This is a genomic window from Chelatococcus reniformis (assembly GCF_014640075.1).
Classification (GTDB): Bacteria; Pseudomonadota; Alphaproteobacteria; order Rhizobiales; family Beijerinckiaceae; genus Camelimonas; species Camelimonas reniformis.
Genome location: NZ_BMGG01000003.1, coordinates 420481 through 441054, shown reverse-complemented (window position 1 = coordinate 441054; position 20574 = coordinate 420481). Strand labels below are relative to the sequence as shown.

22 protein-coding genes are annotated in these 20574 nt (G+C 68.2%); 13 read left to right on the top strand and 9 right to left on the bottom strand.

Annotated elements, in window-relative coordinates:
- The first annotated feature begins 65 nt into the window (after positions 1-65).
- Positions 66-1994 (top strand): potassium transporter Kup, encoded by a 1929-nt coding sequence (locus tag IEW34_RS10130; protein WP_188609042.1) that lies wholly within the window; start codon positions 66-68, stop codon positions 1992-1994.
- Positions 1995-2491: 497 nt separating this feature from the next.
- Positions 2492-2725, top strand: a complete 234-nt coding sequence (locus IEW34_RS10125) for a hypothetical protein (protein WP_188609041.1) — start codon at positions 2492-2494, stop codon at positions 2723-2725.
- Positions 2726-2734: 9 nt separating this feature from the next.
- Here IEW34_RS10125 and IEW34_RS10120 read toward each other — a convergent pair whose 3' ends face one another.
- The 6 genes from IEW34_RS10120 to pdxH form a co-directional block, all read right to left on the bottom strand.
- Positions 2735-3253: a hypothetical protein gene (locus tag IEW34_RS10120; RefSeq protein WP_188609040.1), complete on the bottom strand. Its 519-nt coding sequence runs from the start codon at positions 3251-3253 to the stop codon at positions 2735-2737.
- Positions 3254-3486: 233 nt separating this feature from the next.
- A complete protein-coding gene (locus IEW34_RS10115; RefSeq protein ID WP_188609039.1) occupies positions 3487-3741 on the bottom strand; it encodes a hypothetical protein in 255 nt (84 codons plus the stop codon).
- 135 nt (positions 3742-3876) lie between these two features.
- A complete protein-coding gene (locus IEW34_RS10110; protein ID WP_188609247.1) occupies positions 3877-4326 on the bottom strand; it encodes a TIGR02301 family protein in 450 nt (149 codons plus the stop codon).
- Between the two features lie 26 nt (positions 4327-4352).
- Entirely contained in the window at positions 4353-4841 is a 489-nt protein-coding gene (locus tag IEW34_RS10105) for an NUDIX hydrolase (protein WP_188609038.1), read from the bottom strand.
- Positions 4841-5593, bottom strand: coding sequence for an SDR family NAD(P)-dependent oxidoreductase (locus IEW34_RS10100; RefSeq protein WP_188609037.1), 753 nt, complete (start codon positions 5591-5593; stop codon positions 4841-4843). The genes IEW34_RS10105 and IEW34_RS10100 overlap by 1 nt, the downstream gene beginning before the upstream one ends.
- Before the next feature lie 400 nt (positions 5594-5993).
- Positions 5994-6611, bottom strand: a complete 618-nt coding sequence (gene pdxH / locus IEW34_RS10095; RefSeq protein ID WP_188609036.1) for a pyridoxamine 5'-phosphate oxidase — start codon at positions 6609-6611, stop codon at positions 5994-5996.
- Between the two features lie 75 nt (positions 6612-6686).
- Between pdxH and IEW34_RS10090 the strand changes: the two genes are divergently transcribed.
- Together IEW34_RS10090 and IEW34_RS10085 are read left to right on the top strand one after the other, a co-directional pair.
- Positions 6687-7139: an RT0821/Lpp0805 family surface protein gene (locus IEW34_RS10090; RefSeq protein WP_244641905.1), complete on the top strand. Its 453-nt coding sequence runs from the start codon at positions 6687-6689 to the stop codon at positions 7137-7139.
- Positions 7140-7304: 165 nt separating this feature from the next.
- Complete coding sequence (locus tag IEW34_RS10085) at positions 7305-8213, top strand: DnaJ C-terminal domain-containing protein (RefSeq protein ID WP_188609034.1); 909 nt, start codon at positions 7305-7307, stop codon at positions 8211-8213.
- Positions 8214-8296: 83 nt separating this feature from the next.
- On the opposite strand, the gene IEW34_RS10080 is transcribed toward IEW34_RS10085, so the two are convergent.
- Positions 8297-8830 carry a hypothetical protein gene (locus IEW34_RS10080; protein WP_188609033.1) on the bottom strand — a complete coding sequence of 178 codons (534 nt, stop codon included), beginning with the start codon at positions 8828-8830 and terminating at the stop codon, positions 8297-8299.
- Between the two features lie 365 nt (positions 8831-9195).
- On the opposite strand from IEW34_RS10080, the gene IEW34_RS10075 reads away from it, so the two are divergent.
- The 4 genes from IEW34_RS10075 to IEW34_RS10060 all read left to right on the top strand — a co-directional run bounded on the left by IEW34_RS10075 (position 9196) and on the right by IEW34_RS10060 (position 13139).
- Positions 9196-10821, top strand: coding sequence for an AMP-binding protein (locus tag IEW34_RS10075; protein WP_188609032.1), 1626 nt, complete (start codon positions 9196-9198; stop codon positions 10819-10821).
- A gap of 62 nt (positions 10822-10883) precedes the next feature.
- A complete protein-coding gene (locus IEW34_RS10070) occupies positions 10884-11735 on the top strand; it encodes an SMP-30/gluconolactonase/LRE family protein (protein WP_188609031.1) in 852 nt (283 codons plus the stop codon).
- 627 nt (positions 11736-12362) lie between these two features.
- Positions 12363-12620 carry a hypothetical protein gene (locus tag IEW34_RS10065; protein ID WP_188609030.1) on the top strand — a complete coding sequence of 86 codons (258 nt, stop codon included), beginning with the start codon at positions 12363-12365 and terminating at the stop codon, positions 12618-12620.
- A 249-nt stretch (positions 12621-12869) separates the two neighbouring features.
- Positions 12870-13139, top strand: coding sequence for a hypothetical protein (locus IEW34_RS10060; RefSeq protein WP_188609029.1), 270 nt, complete (start codon positions 12870-12872; stop codon positions 13137-13139).
- A gap of 75 nt (positions 13140-13214) precedes the next feature.
- Here the strand turns inward: IEW34_RS10060 and IEW34_RS10055 are convergent, their stop codons facing one another.
- On the bottom strand, positions 13215-13760 hold the full coding sequence (locus tag IEW34_RS10055) for a DUF2867 domain-containing protein (protein ID WP_244641904.1): 546 nt from the start codon (positions 13758-13760) through the stop codon (positions 13215-13217).
- Between the two features lie 543 nt (positions 13761-14303).
- Between IEW34_RS10055 and IEW34_RS10050 the strand changes: the two genes are divergently transcribed.
- Positions 14304-15590 carry a hemolysin family protein gene (locus tag IEW34_RS10050; RefSeq protein ID WP_188609028.1) on the top strand — a complete coding sequence of 429 codons (1287 nt, stop codon included), beginning with the start codon at positions 14304-14306 and terminating at the stop codon, positions 15588-15590.
- Positions 15591-16061: 471 nt separating this feature from the next.
- Here the strand turns inward: IEW34_RS10050 and IEW34_RS10045 are convergent, their stop codons facing one another.
- A complete protein-coding gene (locus IEW34_RS10045; protein WP_188609027.1) occupies positions 16062-17609 on the bottom strand; it encodes an acyl-CoA synthetase in 1548 nt (515 codons plus the stop codon).
- A gap of 199 nt (positions 17610-17808) precedes the next feature.
- Between IEW34_RS10045 and IEW34_RS10040 the strand changes: the two genes are divergently transcribed.
- From IEW34_RS10040 to ureB, 4 genes are all read left to right on the top strand, one after another.
- On the top strand, positions 17809-18657 hold the full coding sequence (locus IEW34_RS10040) for an MOSC domain-containing protein (RefSeq protein ID WP_188609026.1): 849 nt from the start codon (positions 17809-17811) through the stop codon (positions 18655-18657).
- 79 nt (positions 18658-18736) lie between these two features.
- Positions 18737-19186: an urease accessory protein UreE gene (gene ureE / locus IEW34_RS10035; RefSeq protein ID WP_188609025.1), complete on the top strand. Its 450-nt coding sequence runs from the start codon at positions 18737-18739 to the stop codon at positions 19184-19186.
- Positions 19179-19856 (top strand): urease accessory protein UreF, encoded by a 678-nt coding sequence (locus IEW34_RS10030; RefSeq protein WP_188609024.1) that lies wholly within the window; start codon positions 19179-19181, stop codon positions 19854-19856. Before ureE ends, IEW34_RS10030 begins: the two co-directional genes overlap by 8 nt.
- Positions 19857-19871: 15 nt before the next feature.
- The gene (gene ureB / locus IEW34_RS10025; protein ID WP_188609023.1) at positions 19872-20570 is read left to right on the top strand and encodes an urease subunit beta; all 699 of its coding nucleotides are present in this window, start codon (positions 19872-19874) and stop codon (positions 20568-20570) included.
- Positions 20571-20574 lie beyond the last annotated feature (4 nt).

The following is a 20574-nucleotide window of genomic DNA, read 5'->3' as shown; positions in this document are numbered from 1 at the left end:
CGCGCTTGCGCTCCCGCGCCCCGTTATATACGTCCGGCGCCTTCGGCCAGCGCAAGAAGGTCAGCATGCCAGCGGACACCGCCCTAGCGGCGGACCCTCAGCCGGCGGGGGACGGAGACCCGTCCACCCACGTCGCCAGACCCGGCTTTTGGACGCTCGTCGTCGGCAGCGCCGGCGTCGTCTACGGTGATATCGGAACGAGTCCGCTCTACGCCTTCCGAGAGGCTGTGACCGCCGCGCGCAGCGGCGGGGCGCCCACGGCAGAGGCGGTGCTCGGCGTGCTGTCGCTCATTCTGTGGGCGCTGATCCTCGTCGTCACTGTCAAGTACGTCATCCTCCTGCTGCGGGCCGACAACAACGGCGAGGGCGGCACGCTCTCGCTCATGGCCCTGGCGCAGCGCGCGCTGCGGGGGCGGCGCGGACAGGTTGTGGCGACGCTCGGCATGCTCGGCGCCGCCCTGTTCTACGGCGACGCCATCATCACGCCGGCGATCTCGGTGCTGTCGGCGGTCGAGGGGCTGAAGCTGGTGACCCCGGTGCTGGACCCCTACGTGCTGCAGATCACCATCGTCATCCTCGTCGGGCTGTTCCTGGTGCAGAGCCGGGGCACGGCACGCGTCGCCGCGTTCTTCGGCCCGGTCATGCTGCTTTGGTTCGCGGTGCTCGCGCTCGGCGGGCTCATCCACATCGCGGACGAGCCCGGCGTATTCGCTGCCTTCGACCCGCGCCACGCGGTCTCGTTCCTGCTCGGCAACGGGTACATCGGCCTGCTGACGCTCGGCGCCGTGTTTCTGGCGGTCACCGGAGCGGAGGCCCTGTACGCCGACCTCGGCCATTTCGGCCGCCGGCCGATCCAGCTCACCTGGCTCGTGATGGCGCTGCCGGCGCTGGTGCTCAACTACCTCGGCCAGGGTGCGCTCGTCCTGGCCCAGCCGGACCGTCTCGAGAATCCGTTCTTCCTTCTCTATCCGGCCTGGGCACTGGCGCCCGTCGTGGCGCTGGCGACGGCGGCGACCGTCATCGCCAGCCAGGCGGTGATTACCGGCGCCTTTTCCCTCAGCCGCCAGGCCATCCAGCTCGGTTTGCTGCCGCGGCTCGAGATTCGCTACACGTCCGAGGCGCATGCCGGCCAGATCTACGTGCCGCGCATCAACGTCCTGCTGCTGATCGGCGTCATCGTCGCCGTGGTCATGTACCGGTCGTCGAGTGCGCTGGCATCCGCCTACGGCATCGCCGTCTCCGGCACCATGGTGGTGACGGCCCTCATGGCGTTCGTCGTGATCTGGAAGATCTGGCGCTGGCCCGTGTGGGCGGCGGCGCTCGTCATGGCGCCGTTCCTCGCCATCGAGACCATCTTCCTGTTGGCCAATCTCCTCAAGGTGCTCGACGGGGGCCTGTTCCCGATCATGCTGGGCGGCGCCATCATGCTGCTGATGATCAGCTGGCGGCGCGGCACGCGCATGGTGCTGCAGAAGACGCGCCGCACGGAGATGCCGATCGCCGAGCTGCTCGACGTGCTGGCCAAGAGCAGCCCGCACCGGGTCCGCGGCACGGCGGTCTTCCTCACCAGCGACCCGGCCTTTGCGCCGACGGCGCTGCTGCACAACCTCAAGCACAACAAGGTGATGCACGAGAAGAACGTCATCCTGACGGTGACCACGGACGACCGCCCCTGGGTGCCGGACGCGGAGCGTGTGCTCATCGAACCGATCAGGGACGGCTTCAGCCGTGTCAGCATGGCCTTCGGCTATGCCGAAACCCCGAATGTGCCCCGGGGCCTTGCCATCGCTCGCAGCATCGGATGGCGCTACGACATCATGGCGACGTCGTTCTTCGTCTCGCGCCGGTCGCTCAAGGCTGGCGCCACCACGAAGATGCCGCGGTGGCAGACGCAGATCTTCCTGCTGCTGGCTCGCAATGCCAGCGACGCCACGGACTTCTTCCAGATCCCGACCGGGCGCGTGGTCGAGGTGGGCACGCAGGTCACCATCTGAGCGCCGTTCAGGGCGGGTGTCGCGCCCGGCGCATGCCGGCTTAGCCTACGACGCGAAGGGGAACATCCGGACGGCGCAAGCCCTCGATGTGAGGGCCGCGGCGTCGGCGTGGGAGCGCGTCGGCGGTCGGGAAGCCCTCCCATGTGCCGCAGCGCACGCCGGCGCGTTCCCGCTTCAGCCAGGTTAAGAGAGTGAGCGGTGTCAATCGCCCGAGTGTCGGCACAACGGCGGCGGAATGCTCGATCCGGAGCGCTCAGCGCGAGGGAGGTCGCCGAAGCCACACGTTGCATTGCAGTATTTATCGACCTTGCACGAGGTTTCCTGAAACATCCGTTAATCTTTTGTTATCCGTCGCGGCCGTCATGCGGTCGCTGAGATCAACTCGCCTCTAAATTTACTCAATCAGGCCTTTTGAACGACCGGTTTCAACGCCACGTTATAAGGCCGCTCCGGGCGGTTCCCGGCGCGTGAGGCGACAGAGAAGGAATGTATTCGCCATGACGACCCCCACGACGACCTGGACAACGGGGATTGCGCCCGACGCCGCTCCTCGTCGCCGCGACCGCTCCGGCCTGACCTTCCGCGCCATCGGCATTCCGGCCGTGGTCGGTGCCCTCACGGCGTCGGCCAAGAGCGCCGTGGTGCGGCCGGCGGCCCCGTGCGGCGCCGGCTACGCCCAGGACGAGCAGGCGGACGAGGATCGGGTGGCGGGCCGCGGCGCCCACGACTGATGCCGGCGGTTACTCGCCGGCTAGGAAGTAGTGCCAGGTGCCGTCCGGACCGATACCGAGGCGCCATGAGCTGTAGCGGCCCGTGGCGAGCGAAGCCTTGAACTCGGCGGCACGCAGGATCCGATAGACCTCGACGCGCTGCCCGGCGTCGAGTTCTGTCGGCGGATACGCTGCAAACCACGGCCAGACATACATCTCCTCGGCCGTCCCGGGCTTCAGATGCACATAGGGCCCCTCGATCACGTCGAGCAGGATGCCCAGGGTCTCGCGGCCGTCGCCGTCGCCGGAGCGCGCCTTGAGCCCGGCGATCGGATCGCCCGTCTGGCCCTTGCTCAGCAGTGGCGGCATCTCGTTGCGTTCCAGAGCCAGCCGCAGCTTTTCCACATCGCCGGTCTGTGCCGCCTCGATGATCGCGGCGCGCATGCGCGCGACCAGCGGCGGGAGCTTGGACGGATCGGTCTCGATCTCGGGCAGCGTCCGCCTGGGCTGGGGCGTCGCGGTCGCGTCGGCGGCTGGGCGACGTTCCATGGGCCGTGTGCCCTTGGACGGGGCAGGCGGGTTCGCCTTGGACGGGACAGCCCCGCCGGGGGGCGTCTGGGCCCATGCTGCCCCGGAGCCGGCAGCTGTCAGGAGCATGGCCAGCGCGATGGCCGATGGCACGATCTGCCATGCCGGGCCGCGCAGCTGCGGCATGGCGCGGCGATCAGCGGGCGACTGGATGCGGTGGGCCAATCCTGCCTTGAGCGGCCGTCGTGGCCCGATCAGTGCCGGGGCCCGGTGGAGAAGCCGCCGCCGCGCAGGCGCTCGGGCAGCGTCTCGGCAAAGCGGGCGACGGCCTCCTCGCCATAGGCATAGACGAGTTCGCGGAACGCGGTGAACAGCGCCGCATGGGCCACGCAATCGCCGTCCAGCCCATCGAGCTGTGCCTCGGCGAAAGCTTCGGATAGATACGTCAGCGCCGCTCGCTTCTCGTCGGTCGATTCGATCAGGTCGTAGGAAAGCTGGTTGTCGTTCATGGTCCGCGCCTGGCCCGACGATACTGGATCGCCCCCTTAGAATAACGCCTGCACCGAAGGGCGCTATGCGGTTCTTGCCGAAGAGTTAATCCAGGCGCCGACGCTTGGCAAACGCGGCCGGCCGCGCCCTGAGCTTCAGCCGCCGTAGCGCGAGGCCAGCGAGCGCTGCAGCGCCTGGCCCTCCGCCAGGTAGCGGTCGATCGCCCTACCGGCTGAGGGCGTGCACTGGCGATAGGTGAGGGCGAAGCCTTGAAAGCCCTTGTTGAAGGCACCGGCGAGCCGGTCCCTGCGCTCCTCGGTCTGCGCCTCCACGTCCACGAGATTCTTCATACGGGTGCGCCACTCGGCCGCATCCGGCGCCTTGCACAGGGTGCGCAGGAAGGCCAGCGACCCCATCACCTCGGCGAGGCGGGCCAGATCGCGGTCGTAGGGGGCATGTGTCGCGTTGGGGTCCGCTGGCTTGGCTTCGGCGGGCTTGGTTTCGGCAGGCTTGGTGGCCGCTGCCTTGGGCTCGGCGCGGGTGGCCCGCGGGCCGGACTGGCCGGGCCGCTGCTGCGCGAACGCCATAGCGGGCAGCGTGAGCATCAGCACCGCTGCCAGTAGCGCCCGGATCACGGCATCAGCTCCACTGCGCGGGCGGCGATCTCGGGCAGGCGATCGGTGGTGGGAAGCGCCGCGATCTCAGCCGGCGTGGCCCAGGCCACCTCGGCGGCTTCGGCGCTGACGGCGGGCTCGCCGTCGCGCCAGCGGGCGGCGAAGGCGACGATGACGAAGTGCCGCCGCACCCGGCGGCCCGGGCTGGTCGTGTCCCACTCGATGTGCTCGACGTGGCCCGCGACGCCGCCGATCTCGGCACCGACACCGACTTCCTCCATGAGCTCGCGCAGTGCCGCTTCGGCCAGGTGCTCGCCCACCTCGACCAGCCCGCCGGGCAGGCTCCACACCTGCGCCATGGGCGGGCGGCCGCGCCGGGCAATCAGGACACGGCCATCGCGCACCACGGCGCAGCTCGCCGCCAGGATCGGCCGCATGGGAAAGAGCCGGTCGTCGTCGCCGGCAGCCGTGGCGCCCGGCGCCGCAGGTTGCGCGGCCGCCGTCATCACACGTGCTGGCCGCCGTTGATGTGGATTTCGGCGCCGTTCACGTAGGAGCTCGCCTCGGTGCAGAGGAAATAGATCGCCTTGGCGACTTCGTCGGGCTGGCCGAGCCGGCGAAGCGGGATCTGGTCGACCAGCTTCTCCGTACCCGGCGAGAGGATGGAGGTGTCGATCTCGCCGGGGGAGATGGCGTTGACACGCACCCCCAGCGGCCCGAAGTCCGCTGCCATCTCGCGGGTGAGCGAGGCCAGTGCCGCCTTGGAGGTGGCGTAGGCGGCGCCGGCGAATGGGTGCACGCGGGAGCCGGCAATCGAACTGACGTTGACGACCGAGCCCTTGACGCGGACCAACTCGTCGAGGAGCCCGCGCGCCAGCATGATCGGGGCGAAGAAGTTCACCTGGAACACGTGCTGCCAGTCGGCGAGCGGGGTGTTGATGGTGTTGAGCCGTGCGCCGCCGGTGCCCTTGGGCGAGATGCCGGCGTTGTTGACGAGCGCGTTGAGGCCACCTTCCGAAGCCAGGCGCTGCTTGATCTCGTCGATGGCGGCGGTGGTGCTCTCCGGATCGCTGAGGTCGACCTGGATATGATCCTCCGGGCCCATGTCCCACGGGCATTCCTCCGGGAAGGCGTGGCGCGAGCAGGTGATGACGCGAAAGCCCGCCGCCGAGAACCGCTTGACCGTCGCGTGGCCGATGCCACGGCTGGCGCCGGTCAGCAGCAGGACGCGACGGGGGGAGTTGGATGAGGTCGACACGGATCGAAAACCCTCGAACGGCGAGAGCGCTTCGCGATTGGGTGGAATCACCCAAGCGCTAAACAGCGCTCTAGATTCAAAAGACCTGGAGCATTTCTGTGCAACTGGATGATCCAATTGCACGAAAATGCTCTTGCGTGGCGAATCCTGAGTTCGCGTGACTTCAAGAGTCGCGTCACCTCGTGGCAGGGCTGGAGCGAATGTCCGATTCTCGGTCCACGCTGGCAACCCCGGGATTCCAGCGTGGTTTAGTGGATCTGAAGATCCTGAGCGCCGATGCCGACGCCGACGCCGTGCGGGTGGGAGACGTCATGTCCACGACGGGTGGACCCTACGCCACGCGCGAGGCAGCGTCCATGCGCACGGCGGCGCAGGCATCCTCTGCGCCGGCACGCCGCGCTCAGGGGAACAGGCGCTGACGCGCCCAAGGGACGTCGGCGCTAGCGCGCGAGAAGACGACGCGGTCGTGCAGGCGGAACGGCCGATCGTGCCAGAACTCGATGGCCGCCGGCAGCAGCCGGTAGCCGGTCCAATGCGGCGGCCGCGGTACGTCGCTCGCTTCCGGATAGCGGCGCTCCATCTCTGTGACGCGGCGAACCAGCGTCTCGCGGGAATCAAGGGGCCGCGACTGGTCGCTCGCCCAGGCGCCGATGCGGCTGCCCCACGGGCGGGTGGCGTAGTAGGCGTCGGCCTCCGCGTCACCGACGCGCTCGATCAGGCCGCGCGCCCTGACCTGCCGCCTGAGCGATTTCCAATGGAAGGCGAGGGCGGCCTTGCCGGTGCCGTCGAGCTCGCGCCCCTTGGCGCTCGCCGTATTGGTGAAGAACGAGAAGCCGCGCTCATCGAGGGCCTTCAGCAGTACGATGCGCACGTTGGGCAGACCGTCGGCATCGACCGTGGCCAGCGCCATGGCGTTGGCATCGTTGATCTCGCTCGCCGCGGCTTCCGCGAACCAGGCGGCGAACAGCGCCAACGGGTCCTCGGCAACGGTGAAGTCACCTGACGTTAACCGATCCACAGCAAATGTCCCTGTCGACGGATGGAGATGGAGGCCACACGCGTGCAGCTTGTCGCGAGGCGACAGAGATATAGGTTGTCCTGCGCCGCGCGCGAAGGGGCAAAGCCGGTCGCGGCGGTGCTCGTCTGTGTGCTGCTGGCGGGCATCACCGGCGGCTGCGCCCTGTCGTTCCCGATCATGCCGCTCGCCAGCGACGACATGCCGACCGGCTCGGTCAAGCCCATCGCCGATCCCTCGCCGCTCTCGCCGCGGCAGACGGCCGAGGACTGGCGGCGGGCCAGGAGTGCGCTCGCGGTGGCCCTCGACCCGGTCGGCAACGGCTCGCGGGCGGTCTGGGACAACCCGGCGACCGGCCTGTCCGGCTCGTTCACGCCGGCGGGCGCCCCCTATGTCAAGGCCGACCAGGTTTGCCGGGCCTTCCGCGCCGAGCTCGCCGGGCAGGGCGACGCGGACACGCTCGATGGCGTCGCATGCCGCGTCGCTGCCGAGGAATGGGTGCTCAAGTCCGTCAAGCCGCGCGAGAGCTGAGCCCGGTCGCGGGCGCTGCTGCCCGCGCCGCGGAGCGGTGCGCCGAGCGGCTTCCTTCCTGGCGATCCACGGCTTGTAGCGAGAACGAGCGTTGCAGAAACGCAACATATCGCCCATATGCATCCGGCCACCGCTCGCCCCGGCCGGATGAGGAGCCTTTCGACGATGCGTGACCCCTACGAGGTGCTTGGCGTCTCGCGGCAAGCGAGCAGCGACGAGGTGAAGAAGGCCTTCCGCAAGCTCGCCAAGACCTGGCACCCGGACCAGAACAAGGACCCCAAGGCGAAGGAGCGCTTTGCCGAGATCAACGCCGCGTACGAAATCGTGGGCGACGCGGGCAAGCGTGGCCAGTTCGACCGCGGAGAGATCGACGCGGAGGGCAAGCCCCGCTTCCAGGGCTTCGAGGGCTTCCGGCCCGGCGCCGGCGGAGGGGCGGGCGCCGGCGGCTTCGAGGGCTTCTCGTTCAACTTCGGGCGTGGCGCGCGGGTCGATCCTGCGGATATCTTCGGCGACGTGTTCGGCGATGTGGGCGGCGGCACCCGCACCGGTCGGCGCACGCGGGCGGCCCCACGCGGCGCTGACGTGGAGGCCGAGATCACGCTCACCCTGAAGGAGGCCGTGCAGGGCGGCAATCGACGGCTGGTGCTCCCCAACGGCCGCGAGGTGGAAATGACCGTTCCGATCGGGGTGACCGATGGAAAGGTCATGCGCCTGAAAGGGCTGGGCGAGCCGAGCACGTTCGGCGGCGAGCACGGAGATGCCCATCTCACCATCCGCATCGCGCCGCACGAGCGCTTCACCGTCGACGGCAAGCTGCTGCGGGCCCGGCTGCCGGTGGCGCTCGAGGATGCCGTCCTTGGCGGCAAGGTGCGCGTGCCGACGCTGGACGGCGAGGTCGAGATGACCATCCCGGCGATGACCAACAGTGGCCGCAGCCTGCGGCTGCGCGGCAAGGGCCTGCCCGCCAAGGACGGGCCGGGCGACCTTATCGTGACCGTGGAGATTACCCTGCCGCCGGAAGCCGATCCGGAGCTCGATGAGCTGATGCGCAAGCGCCGGGCCTCGAAGGGCTGAAGCCCGGTCGAGCATTGCGACCCGTCCGATGGTTGCATTCGGCCGGGATGTGTTCCGGGCCTCGTCCCGCGTCTGTCCCTCGCTTACCCGACCCCGCCGGCAGCCGCATGTGGGGGGCGGGCGTGGGCCAGCAGACGCTTCTTGCGGAGCAGGTGCCACGCCTTGACCAGGCGCTCGGCGAACGTGTCGTAGCCCTCGTGCGCGATCACGACCTTAGGCCAGCGCCGGCCGTAGATGTGCAGCGTGAGATACAATTTGCGGCTGCCGATGAACTGGCCCCAGCGCAGCTTGTCGCCCTCGCGGAACTCCAGCCGGATCTTGCCCTGGCCGTCGATCTTGAACTCGATCGGTCCCGCGAACGGGGTCTGCTCGATCGCGGGCTCGCTCAGAAACGGCCACGGCGAGCGCCATGCCACCGTATAGTGCGAGACGTAGATCGGAAACGGGCTCAGGTTCATCACCGTGATCTCGTCCGGCTCGTCCTCGAGGATGGTCAGGGATGCATCCGCGACCAGGCGCAGGCGGTCCCTGATAAATGTCTCCCACACCTTCAGCATCGCCAGCCCAGCCGAAAGCAGAAATCCGAGCGATGCGAGCCACGGCGTCAGCTCGATCATGCCAAAGCCTCCCTTTGCCAACGCACCACCTTGGTGATGGTTGAGTTTACGTAGGGTAAGGAAAGTTGGTTGACGAGAGATGACCGGTGGAGAGCAGCCGACAGTCAGTTACGGGCGATTTTTCGGGCCGACGGCTTTGGGGACACGCTGGCAGAGGCACCCCGACAGTCGATTCCGAAGTTGCGCGGAAGGCGTCGGCACCATGAGGGGAGGCGCCGCGCCTGGCTTGTTCGGCGAGATCGTCCTACAAAACCGCGGCGCGGCGTGGCACTGGCCTAGTTCCACGCGAGGCCATGGGGAGCGAGGCGAGGGCACGGGCGATGCCCGGGCTGCCGGCGCGCTTCGGCCTTGAAGGGAGGGCGACGATGAGCCTGGAATCGGCAGTCGGTCTGCCGGTCGATCTGCCGCCGCTCGGTGAGCGCAACGCGGTTGCCGCATTGAGGGGAGGGGCGGCGCGCCACCCCGACAAGCTCGCCGTGCGCGACCCCGAGCGATCGCTGAGCTATGCGGCGCTGTACCGGGAGGCGATGGCGCTGGGCGGCGGTTTCGATCGTCTGGGCGTCGGCCGCCAGGAGCCTGTGCTGCTGATGCTCGACAATCACCTCGACTATGTCAGCTGCTGGCTCGCCCTGAGCCTCACGGCACGGGTCGAGGTGCCGGTCAACACCGCCTACCGGGGTTCGATCCTCGCCCACGTCGTCAACAACTGCGGGGCAAGGGTCCTCGTCATCGATGCGCCCTATCTGGAACGCATCGCCGCCATCGCCGATCAACTGGGTCAGCTGGAGTGCGTCATCGTGCGCGGCGATGCCGGTTCGCCCGCATTGCCCGCGCACGTGCGGGCCATACCCTTTGCCGAGCTTCGGCAGGGGCCTGCCGCGGGGCCGGCAGAGGTCGCGCCCTCCGACCTCATCGGCATCATGTACACGTCGGGAACGACCGGCCTGTCGAAGGGTGTGCGGGTGACCCATGCTCACGCCTACGGTTATGCGGCGCCGGGCCTGTTCGGCGCCGCCCGGTCGACCGACACGACGCTGGTGCTGCTGCCGCTCTTCCATGTGGGCGGCCAATGGCAGGGCGTCTACAACGCCCTGATCGCGGGGGCGACGGCGGTCGTCCTGCCGCGCTTCAGCGCCTCCAGCTTCTGGGACGAGGTGCGCCGCTACGGCTGCACCTGGACCATGCTGCTCGGCGCCATGGCCAACATCCTCTACCGCCAGCCGCCGGCCCCCGACGACGGCGACCATCCGTTGAAGCGCATCCTGATGATCCCCGTGATGCCTGAGGTCGAGGCGTTCCGCACCCGCTTCGGCATGGAGGCGGTCGGCACGGGCTTCGGCTCGACCGAGGGCTCGACGATCATGCGCGCGCCGCCCGGCCTGGCCGTGCCGGACGCCGTCGGCTGGCTCCGCCCCGATTTCGAGGCGCGGCTCGTCGACGAGAGCGACATCGAGGTGCCGGACGGCCGCACCGGCGAATTGGTGATCCGCGCCAGGGAGCCCTGGTGCCTCATGGACGGCTACCACGGCATGCCCGAGGCGACCGTCGCCGCCTGGCGGAACCTGTGGTTCCACACCGGCGATGTCATGCGCCAACTGCCGTCGGGACAGTATCAGTTCGTCGATCGGGCCAAGGATGCGATGCGGCGGCGCGGCGAGAACGTCTCGTCCTTCGAGGTCGAACGGGAGATCCTGGCACACCCGCGTGTGCTCGAATGCGCTGTCATCGCGGTGCCGAGCGAACTGTCGGAGGACGACATCAAGGCCTGCGTCGTCTGCAAGCCCGGCATGACGGTGGAGCCGGCGGAGCTGCTGGACTTCCTGCTGCCGCGCATGCCCGACTTCATGGTGCCGCGCTATGTGGAGCTGCTCGACGCGCTGCCCAAGACGCCGACTGAGAAGATCCGCAAGCAGGAACTGCGCGCGAGCGGCGTCACGCCGGCGACCTGGGACCGCGAGGCGGCCGGCTTTACGCTGAGGCGGCGCGCCTGACGGCGCCGGAGTGCTGGTGAAAGGGCGCCGACAGCGCGCCGGACCGAACGGGGAGAATGGCTATGCAGCAGGTAGCGACCGGATTCACGCTGGTGGAGGGCCCGGTGTGGGACCCCGCCCGCGGGCTCTATTTCAGTGACGTGCTCAACGGGGGTATCCACCTGCTGGACCGGAGCGACCGTGTCTCAGTGGCGGTTCCCAAGCGGCGCGGTGTGGGCGGCATGGCCTTGCACGCGGACGGCGGGCTCGTCGTCGGCGGCCGCGACATTGCCCACGTCGGCTTCACCGGAGAACCGGCGAAGCCGTTCCTCACGACCGAGGCGATTTCCGGCGCCACTGGATTCAACGACCTGACGACGGACGCGCGCGGCCGCGTCTACGTCGGCTCGCTCGCCTTCCGCGTCTTCGGCGGGGAGCCGCCCAAGCCGGGACTGCTGCACGTGATCGATCTCGACGGCACGGTGCGCACCATCTCCGACGGTGTCATGCTGACCAATGGCCTCGGTTTTTCGCCGGACGGGACGCGTCTCTACCATTCGGATGCCGGCTCGGCGCATGTGCGGGTCTACGATGTTCATGCCGATGGCTCGGTGGGGCCGTGGCGCATCTTCGCCTCGCTGGCCCCCGCAGGCACGCCGGATGGGCTGAAGGTGGCGAGCGATGGCTCGGTGTGGGTGGCCGACGCCCACGGCGGGCGCGTCGCCGCCTTCAATCCCGACGGCTCCCATCGGGCCGACGTGCCGGTACCGCTGCCCATGGTGACGAGCCTGTGCTTCGGCGGCGACGACCTGCGCGACCTCTATGTCGTGACCGGCTCGAACGGCGGCCCGAGCGAAGCCTGTGGCTCGGTATTCCGGTGCCGGGTGGATATCCCCGGCCAGCCGTTGCCCAAGGCCCGCGTCCCTCTCGGTTGATGTGGTCGCCCGGCGAGCTCGGATGTTTGCCGAGCGGACGGACCCGCCGATCGGACGTAAAGATTTCAGATTCAATGCCTGAGATTCTAGAGCCCTCCCGCGTTTCTTCGAATCGCCGAAATGCTCTATCTGCTTGATTTGTCGCGTTTTCTTCACGCGAACCGGTCTCCACTTCGCTCGAAAGCGCTCTAGGCGACCGGCGTGGTCTGATCCCGGAGTAGCGTGGTTCCCGCTGGAAATGCGATCCACGCGGCCTTGGTCTCGCACCATGCCGCGACTTGCGGAGCCTGGAACGTGGGGTCGGCAAAAGCCCCGACGGGGATGCCGATCACGCCGGGCAGCTCCGGTGCGTTCCGCTCGGGCAGATGCGCGCGGCTCGTGCGAGCGACCCGAAGGCGGTGGACAAGGGGCCGGTCCTAACGCCGCATTAACATAGCACGCGGATTGATGCCGCCGCGTCGTCCGCGGAATGTCTGGCGCTCCCGCGGCGCCGAGCTATCAACAGGTTCGGGTGTGTGTCTCAGCCGAGTCCATTGACGAAATGTTCCCTATTTGTTCTCATGCGTCATGGGACAGGGCAACGCCGCATGCGGATCAATTCAGCTGGCGCGGGACTGGCCGCACCAAGTGGCGCTGCCATCGGAACCGGTGGTCGCTCACCATCCCGAGATCGTGGCGTTCTGTCGGGTGCTGTCGGTCGCGCCGCGCACCCATTCGGTGCGGCACGCCGAGTGCGACTACACCGTCTTCTGCTTTTCCGATGCTGCCGACGCAGTCCGGTTCCGGGAGCGGTGGGGCGGCGAGCCGTTCGACCCGCGTGACAAGGGTAAGGGCAACGAATGGTTCAAATGGCGCAAGGGGCCGTCGGCGAGCCGGCGAGATTGATCTAAATGGCTGAGATCATCATCTATTTTACTGCGGCGGCGCGCCTCCGACGTGCTTCGCTGCGCCTGCCGCAGCGGGCGACCGGCAGGCAGTACGGTGCCGCGGGCGTTGGAACAATAACGGTCCTATCCGGGTTTCCCAGCCCCCCGGAGCGCTGCCGCGTGCTCGCCTTTCCCCCTGCGGACCGCGGCGGTCGATCCATGTGATCGGCCGAACCCTGTGAACTGCGCCCGGGAGAAGGAGTACCTGATGAAGCTTATGTCGATGATCGGTGCCGTCGCGCTGCTGGTGGCGGTCGGCACGGGGGCGGCGCAGGCCGCGCCGCTAGGCCAGGCCGGCGCGGCCCTCCAGGGTCAAGATGCGTTGGTCGAGCACGTCCAGTATGGCGGGCGCTACCACCACAACCGCCACTATCATCCCCGCAGGGCCTACGGGCATCGCCACCATTATCGCCATCACCACTATCGTCGTCATCACGGGCATCACCGTGCCTATGGGCATCATCACCACAGGCGGTGATTTCGCCGACGCGGGCGCATCCGCACGCCGATGATGTCGAGGTGGCCGCCGCGGGGACGCGGCGGCCACCGTTGTCTACGTGAGCGGCCAGCCTCGGTCCGCCGCCCGTTGCAGGTTCGACCGGACGACTTGAACGTGAAACGGTTCGATGGTGGCCAGATAGAGGCGGCCCAACCTGTTGTGACAATGGACGACGGTGATGGCAACGAGCTCGGCCGGGGCCCCGCCGCGTTCCGGCCGGCGTAGAATAGAAGCTCGGAAGTCAAGGTGCCGATCGTCCTCGCCCACGACCAGCTCGTCGTCCAGGCGCATCAGCACGGGAAAGAAATCGATCTGCGCCTTGCCTTGCCGCCGCGCTTGCCGACCGATCTGGCTCGATGTCTTGACGCCGAGCGCCCCCATGGTCGCGTCGCGCACGCCCATGAGGCCGCGCAGCCAGCGGGGCGGGTGGCTGAGCACGGCTCGCGCCAGTGCCTCGATGTCCGATGTGGCCCGGGGCGGCAGGCGGATGGCAAACGCATCGACGAGATCGGCCCTGCCGAAGAGGGGCGCAAGCTTGCTCTCGCTCGGCGGCGGCACAGATCGAACCCGCTCCCGAGGCTGGTCCAGTCGCCGCATCATGGGTCCTTCACCGTCGCGAGCGTGCGTGGCAGTGGCCCACGATGGCAAGCACAGGCATGCGCGATGTGCAACGTGTGCGGCTGGCTCCTGCACATCACCGCGCTTAGAGCCTGTTTGGAAATGTCGGGCGGGTTGGTCCGACGGGTCTTTTCGCGCTCTGGTGCGTCGGCGATCTTGCCGATATCGACCGATATCGGCGGCGATCGCCTCCTGCCAGCGCGCGAAAATCCCTCGCCGGCCCTCCGCCGCCGAATTCCCAAACAGGCTCTTACGTCCTGACGCGGAAGCCTCGCAAACATGACAATCAAAGAGTGTAAGCTGGAGTTCCGCTCTCGTCCGGCCGTTGGCTGGTCAGAACTTATCATTTTTGGCGTCGGGGCATCACTGACGTCGATAAAACTAGATTGCACTAATTTCTCTTCGTAGCTTGATATGATGGACCTAAAGGCTAATTCTCTTGACATTTCCGCCTTTTACGCTAGTCGACAATGACGTTTTCTTTAAGAGGGGGCTCAGCCGCAATGGGGTTGGCCTTGGTCAGCTTTGTTGGATGTCGCGGTCGCCGTTTTTCTCATCGCCCTGAACGGGCTGTTTTCCCTGTCCGAGCTCGCCATCGTTTCCGCCCGTAAGGTGCGCCTCAAGGCCCTGGCCGACAATGGCAGGCCCGGCGCCGCCGCGGCCTTGGCGCTGGCCGAGGATCCCGGCCGCTTCCTGTCGACGGTTCAGATCGGCATCACCCTGATCGGGATTCTGGCGGGCGCCTTTTCCGGCGCGGCGCTCGGCCAGCGGCTGACGGATGTCGTGATCGCATACGGCGTGGCGCCGAACATGGCCGAGCCGATCGGCTATGGCGTGGTGATCGGGGCGATCACCTACCTGTCGGTGGTCATCGGCGAGCTCGTGCCCAAGAATCTGGCGCTGCGCAACGCCGAAGGCATCGCCTGCCTCGTGGCGCCGCTCATGTCGATGGTCTCGCGCGCCGGCGCACCCGTGGTGTGGCTTCTCGATGCGTCGACGCGGCTGATCTTCCGGCTCCTTGGAAGCACGGCGGAGCCGGCGTCCGCGATCACCGACGAGGAGATCCGCATGCTGATGGCGGAGGCGGAAACCGCTGGCGTCATCGAAATGGACGAACGAAAGATGATCTCCGGCGTCCTGCGCTTAGGAGATCGGCCCATCCGCGCCGTGATGACACCGCGCACCGATGTCGATTGGCTCGACCTGAATGACGACGAGGCCGAGCTCAAAGAGCAGCTGATCGCAACCCAGCACTCTCGCCTCCCGGTCTGCGAGGGCGATCCCGATCGCATGATCGGGGCGCTCCAGGTGCGCGAGCTGCTGCCGGCGCTGCTCATGGGTGAGGTGCCGAGCATTCGTGCTTACGTGCGTTCCGCGCCGGTCGTGCCCGACGGTCTCGACGCCCTCGATGCGCTGCGAACGTTGCAAGGGGCGGAGGTGCCCATGGCTCTCGTCCACGACGAGTATGGCCACTTCGAAGGGATCGCCACGCCGGCGGACATCCTGGACGCGATCGCCGGTGCGTTCCGCTCCGATGAAGCCGAGGCGGAGCCCGAGATCGTGGCGCGGGCGGACGGGTCCTACTTGCTCGCCGGCTGGATGCCGGTGGACGAGATGGCGGAGCAGCTGCGCATCAGCCTGCCGCCCAAGCGCAGCTACGAGACGGTGGCCGGACTGGTGATCAATGGGCTCCGCCATCTCCCGCAGACCGGGGAATGCGTGGACATTCACGGCTGGCAATTCGAGGTCGTCGATCTGGATGGCCGCCGAATCGACAAGGTGCTGGCGACGCCCTTGCGCGTGCCCACGTAAGGCGCCCGGGAGCGCGTCGCCGCGGGCTGACGCCGTGCCGTGACAGGGCCGCATCGGATCCACCGCAACGCCGCTGCACGCCCTTTGGGTCTCCGCGCGTCATGTGGCGGTCGCGCAACGCGTCGACGCAAACGGAGCCGGCTGGCCGACCGACGGCGTCGGTGGAGTTGCTATCCTCGGAAATCTAGATTCAATTTAACGAGGCAATGACGCCGGGGTAATACTGGCGCAGGTCTCAGGGGTCTGGGGTTTGCTGCGAGAGCCACACTTGCTTTGGGGCTCTCGCAGCATTCGCTCGTCGGCATTCTCAGCCGGGCGGCGCCTCTTACGCGAGGCGCTGAGCCCAGAGTTCTACTGTGCGTCTGGATAATCTTCTCCAACCGGACAGTAATGCTCCAGGCTTTTGAGACCGGAGCATTCCTGAGCGACGGGATGACACCACGCGCACCGCTCTCGGAGCGGCCGCCGGCGTCAGATCGAGCGGCCGGCGTTCTCCCAGAACGGCTCGCGCAGCTTGCGCTTGAAGATCTTCCCGGAATCCTCGCGCGGCAGGCCGGTGCGGAACTCGATGCGGCGCGGCAGCTTGTAGCCGGCCACCACGCCGCGCAGATAGCTGGTCACGTCATTCTCGGTCAGCTCGGCCCCGGGCTGAGCCTCGACGATGGCGCAGACGCTCTCGCCGAACTCTTCGTCCGGGATGCCGAACACGGCACAGTCGGCGACGCCGGGCATGGCGTGCAGCTGCGCCTCGATCTCGGCGGGGTAGATGTTGACGCCGCCCGAGATGATCATGTCGTTGGCGCGGTCGCACAAATAGAGAAAACCGTCGGCGTCGAAGTAGCCCACATCGCCGGGGGCGATCATGCCGTCCCGGTCGGCTTTGCGGCGCTTGGCGTCGTCGCCGTGGTAGGTGAAATCGCCCATGCCGTGGACGCGCGCCGCGACTTCGCCGATCTCGCCGGTGGGGAGCGGCTTGCCGTCGGGGTCCAAGATGCGGATCTCGGTGCCCGGCATCAGCGTCCGGCCTACCGTGCCCGGATGGTCGAGCCACTCCTGCGCCGAGCAGAAGGTGATGTTGCCCATCTCGGTCGAGCCGTAATACTCGTTGATGACCGGGCCCCACCAGTCGATCATGGCACGCTTGACGGCGGGCGAGCAGGGCGCGGCCGCGTGGACGACGAAGCGCAGCGACGAGAGGTCATAGCGCTTGCGCTCCTCCTCCGGCAGCTTCAGCAGCCGGTTGAACATGATCGGCACCATGTTGAGATGGGTGACGCGGTGGCGCTCGATCAGCTGGAGCAGCTCCAGCGGGTCGAAGCGCGGCGTGATCACGATGTTGGCGCCGAGCTTGTACGAGAAGTTGGCGTTGGCGTTCGGCGCCGAGTGGTAGATGGGCCCCACGACGGCCATGGTGATGTCCTCGGGCCGGTCCAGGTACTCGCTGAAGCCGTAGGAGGTCGCCAGCATGCGCCCGCGCACCGCGGCCTGCTCGGCGCTGGCCTGCGGCCGGCGCACGCCCTTGGGGCGGCCGGTGGTGCCCGAGGTATAGATGATGGTGCTCGGCATGTCGGCCGGCGCCTCGGCGCGGGCGGGAAAGCCCTCGCGCCACAGGTTCCAGTCGGTGTCGCTGGGCGCGACGCGGCCCCGCTCGGGGCCGATGCCGTAGGCCCGGGTGATGGCCTCGTCGACGGGGACGACCAGCACGGCGACCCCGGCAGGGATTGCCTCGCGCAGGCCGTGCAGCAGGTCAGCGTGGATGACCAGGACCTTGGCCTGGCAGTCCTCGAGCAGGTAGCGGAACTCGTCGACCGTGTAGTGCCAGTTGACCGCGACGGGATAGGCGCCGATCTGCCCGGCGCCCATACTGACCTCGAAGAAGGCGACATCGTTGCGCAGGCACAGCGCCACCCCGTCGCCGGGACCGACCCCGAGGCTTCGCAGACCTGCGGCCGCCTGGGAAATGCGACGGTCGACCTCGGATTTGTCCAAAACCTGGGTTGCCGTGGTGACCGTGCTCATGTCGTCTCTCTCCCTGATTGCGTGCGCCGTCTTGCGGGCGGTCCCGTGCAGTTCTAGCCGGTTTGCCGGGTTCGCACAGGGGCGCGCGGGGGATACCAGCCTCCAGGCCGCCGCAGGGGTAGCGCGCAGGCTTCGGGCAGCGGCGGGCGTGGTGATGGCATGACGCTTGCGTTCAAGCGCCGGCAGATCGAGGGGTGGGATGCAGGCAGGCCAGGTGTCGACGCTTCGGCGCTATCCGGTGAAATCGCTGCTGGGAGAGGACGTGCCCTCGGCCGACCTGACCAGCGCGGGCATGGCCGGTGATCGCGCCTTCGCGTTCATCGACGTAGAGACGGGCAAGGTGGCGAGCGCCAAGCGGCCGAAGCTCTGGCGCGACATGCTCGCATTTCAGGCAGCGACCGGCGCCGATGGCACCGTCGGCGTGCGTTTTCCCGACGGCCGGTGGTTGAGCATCACCGAGGGGGAACTCGATGCCGCCATGTCGCGCGCGCTCGGCCGTGCGGTGCGGCTCGCCGAGCGCGCCACGGCCGGCCTGGCACTGGACCGGGCGGTGCCCGAGGATGTCCTGGCCGTGGGCGAGGACGGCCAGGCGGCCTCGATCGAGCTGGTGCTCGCGCAGGGCTCGCCCGAGGGCGGCTTCTTCGACTTTGCACCGTATCACGTGATGACGCGCGCCAGTCTGGCAGCTATCGACGCGGCATGCCCGCACGACGCCATCGTCGCGGATCGGTACCGGCCGAATATCGTGCTCGACATGGATGTCCCGGCCTTCGCCGAGAACGATTGGGTCGGCGCGGAGCTCGCCGTCGGGGCGGACGTGATGCTCAAGGTCATCGCGCCGACCCCGCGCTGCGCCGTGCCGATGTTGGCCCATGGCGCCTACGCCCGGGCGCCGGGCGCGGTGTCGGCCGTTGCTGCCAGGAACAGCATTCCATTGGAGCTGCTCGGCCCAGGAAACGTCCCCTGCCTCGGTGCGTATGCGGTGCTGACGAAGCCCGGCAGGGTGTCGATGGACGATCCGGTGCGGGTCGTGACGATGCCGTCGTGAGCCCCTACGCTCACCGTCGCGGCCAGGCTCGATGCTGACGCTCGTCGCGACATTCGATCAGCACCATCACGGAAGGCCCATGCTGCGATTGCACGGCATCGTCGGACACGAGACGGATACGTCCCTTCGCGCGCAATTGCACGCGCTGGAGCACCGGGGCGCGATCGAGTTGCTCTTCGTGCCGCCGGAAGAGGCAGGCCGCAAGCGCTTCCGCCTGATCTCCGACCGGGGCACGGATTGCGCCGTCAGCCTGGGCCGTGACGAGGAGCTGCGCGACGGCGCGCTCCTTCACCTCGATAGGGAACGGGCGATCGTCGTGCGCTTCGGCCGCCAGCGGCTGTGGAAGCTGCGGCCGGCCGACGAGACGGCGGCACTGAAGCTCGGCTGGCACGCGGGCAACCTGCACTGGCGCGTGCGCTTCGAGGCGGGATGTCTGGTCGTGCTGATCGACGGGCCGCTGGCGGACTATCGGGCGCGGCTTGCCGATCTTCTCAGCGACGGCAGCGTCACCGAGATCGCCTATGATTGACGTCCCTACGGCACTGGCGCTGCTGCAGTACGGGGACAGCGCCTATCCCGCCGGCGGGTTCGCGTTCTCGTGGGGAATCGAGGGACTGATCGCCGACGGCCTGCTCGACGGCCGGCAGGATCTCGACGACTTCGTGTGGGAGCAATTGTCGTCGCGCTGGAACAGCATGGACCGGCCCCTCATGGCGCGCGCCTATCGGGCCGGCGATATCACCGCACTCGCCGCCGTCGACCGCACCATTGAGGGCGCGACGCCGTCGCGGCCGATGCGCGAGGGCTCTCGCCGCGCTGGACGAGCGCTGCTCGGGGTCTCCGCCCGCAACGGGGGGGCACTTTCCCTCAGCTACCGCGCAGTGCTCGCCGACGATACGTGTGGCGGCCATCTGCCGGTCGCCCAGGCGGTGGTCTACCGCGACGCCGGCCTGGAGCTGCCGTCGGCGGAGCTGGTGTCGGGCTGGACCATGGTCAACGGGCTGGTCAGCGCCGCCGTGCGGCTCGGCAGCGTCGGGCACCTCGAGGCCCAAAGATGCCTCGAGACCGCCCGGTCCGGGCTTGCGGAGCTGCTGGCCGAGCCGGTCGCGGCCGACGCCGAGCCCTGGAGCTTCACACCCCTCATCGATATCGCGGTATCGCGGGTCCGCTGCCGCGCCACACGCCTGTTCACCACCTGACGTCGAGGCTCGGCCATGATGAACCTATCGCCCACGGAGATGGACCGGCTGGTCATCTTCACCGCCGCCGAGATGGCGCGGCGCAACCGCGCGCTCGGCATCCGCCTCAGCCATCCGGAGGCGGTGGCGCTGCTGACCGACGAAGTGATGCTCGCCGCCCGCAGGGACATGGCCTACGACGAGATCCGCGACATGGCGGGCCGCCTGCTCACCACGGACGATGTGGAGCCCGGCGTCGCCGAGATGGTACCCATGCTCTACATCGAATGCCTGTTCGCCGAGGGCACCAAGGTGATGGCGCTGTTCGAGCCGATCGGGCCCGGCGAGACGCCGCTGCCGCAGGGCGTCAGCCCCGGCGAGATCATCTCGCCGGACGACGATATCGAGATCTTCGCCGATCTGCCGGCCGTCACGATCGACGTGGTCAACACGGGGGATCGCGATGTTCAGGTGCGCAGCCATACGCATTTTTTCGAGGTCAACCGGGCCCTTCGGTTCGATCGCGCTGCGAGCTGGGGCATGAAGATCGATCGTCCCGCGGGGTTGGGGGTCCGCTTCGAGCCCGGGGTGGTCAAATCGGTGCGTCTGGTGCCGATCGGTGGCGGCCGCGTCGTGCGCGGCCAGGCTGGCCTGGCGAACGGGGCGTTGGACGAGCCGGGGGCGAAGCAGCGCGCGCTCGGCCTCGCCAAGGCCCGCGGCTATCTCGGGGCGTAAGGAG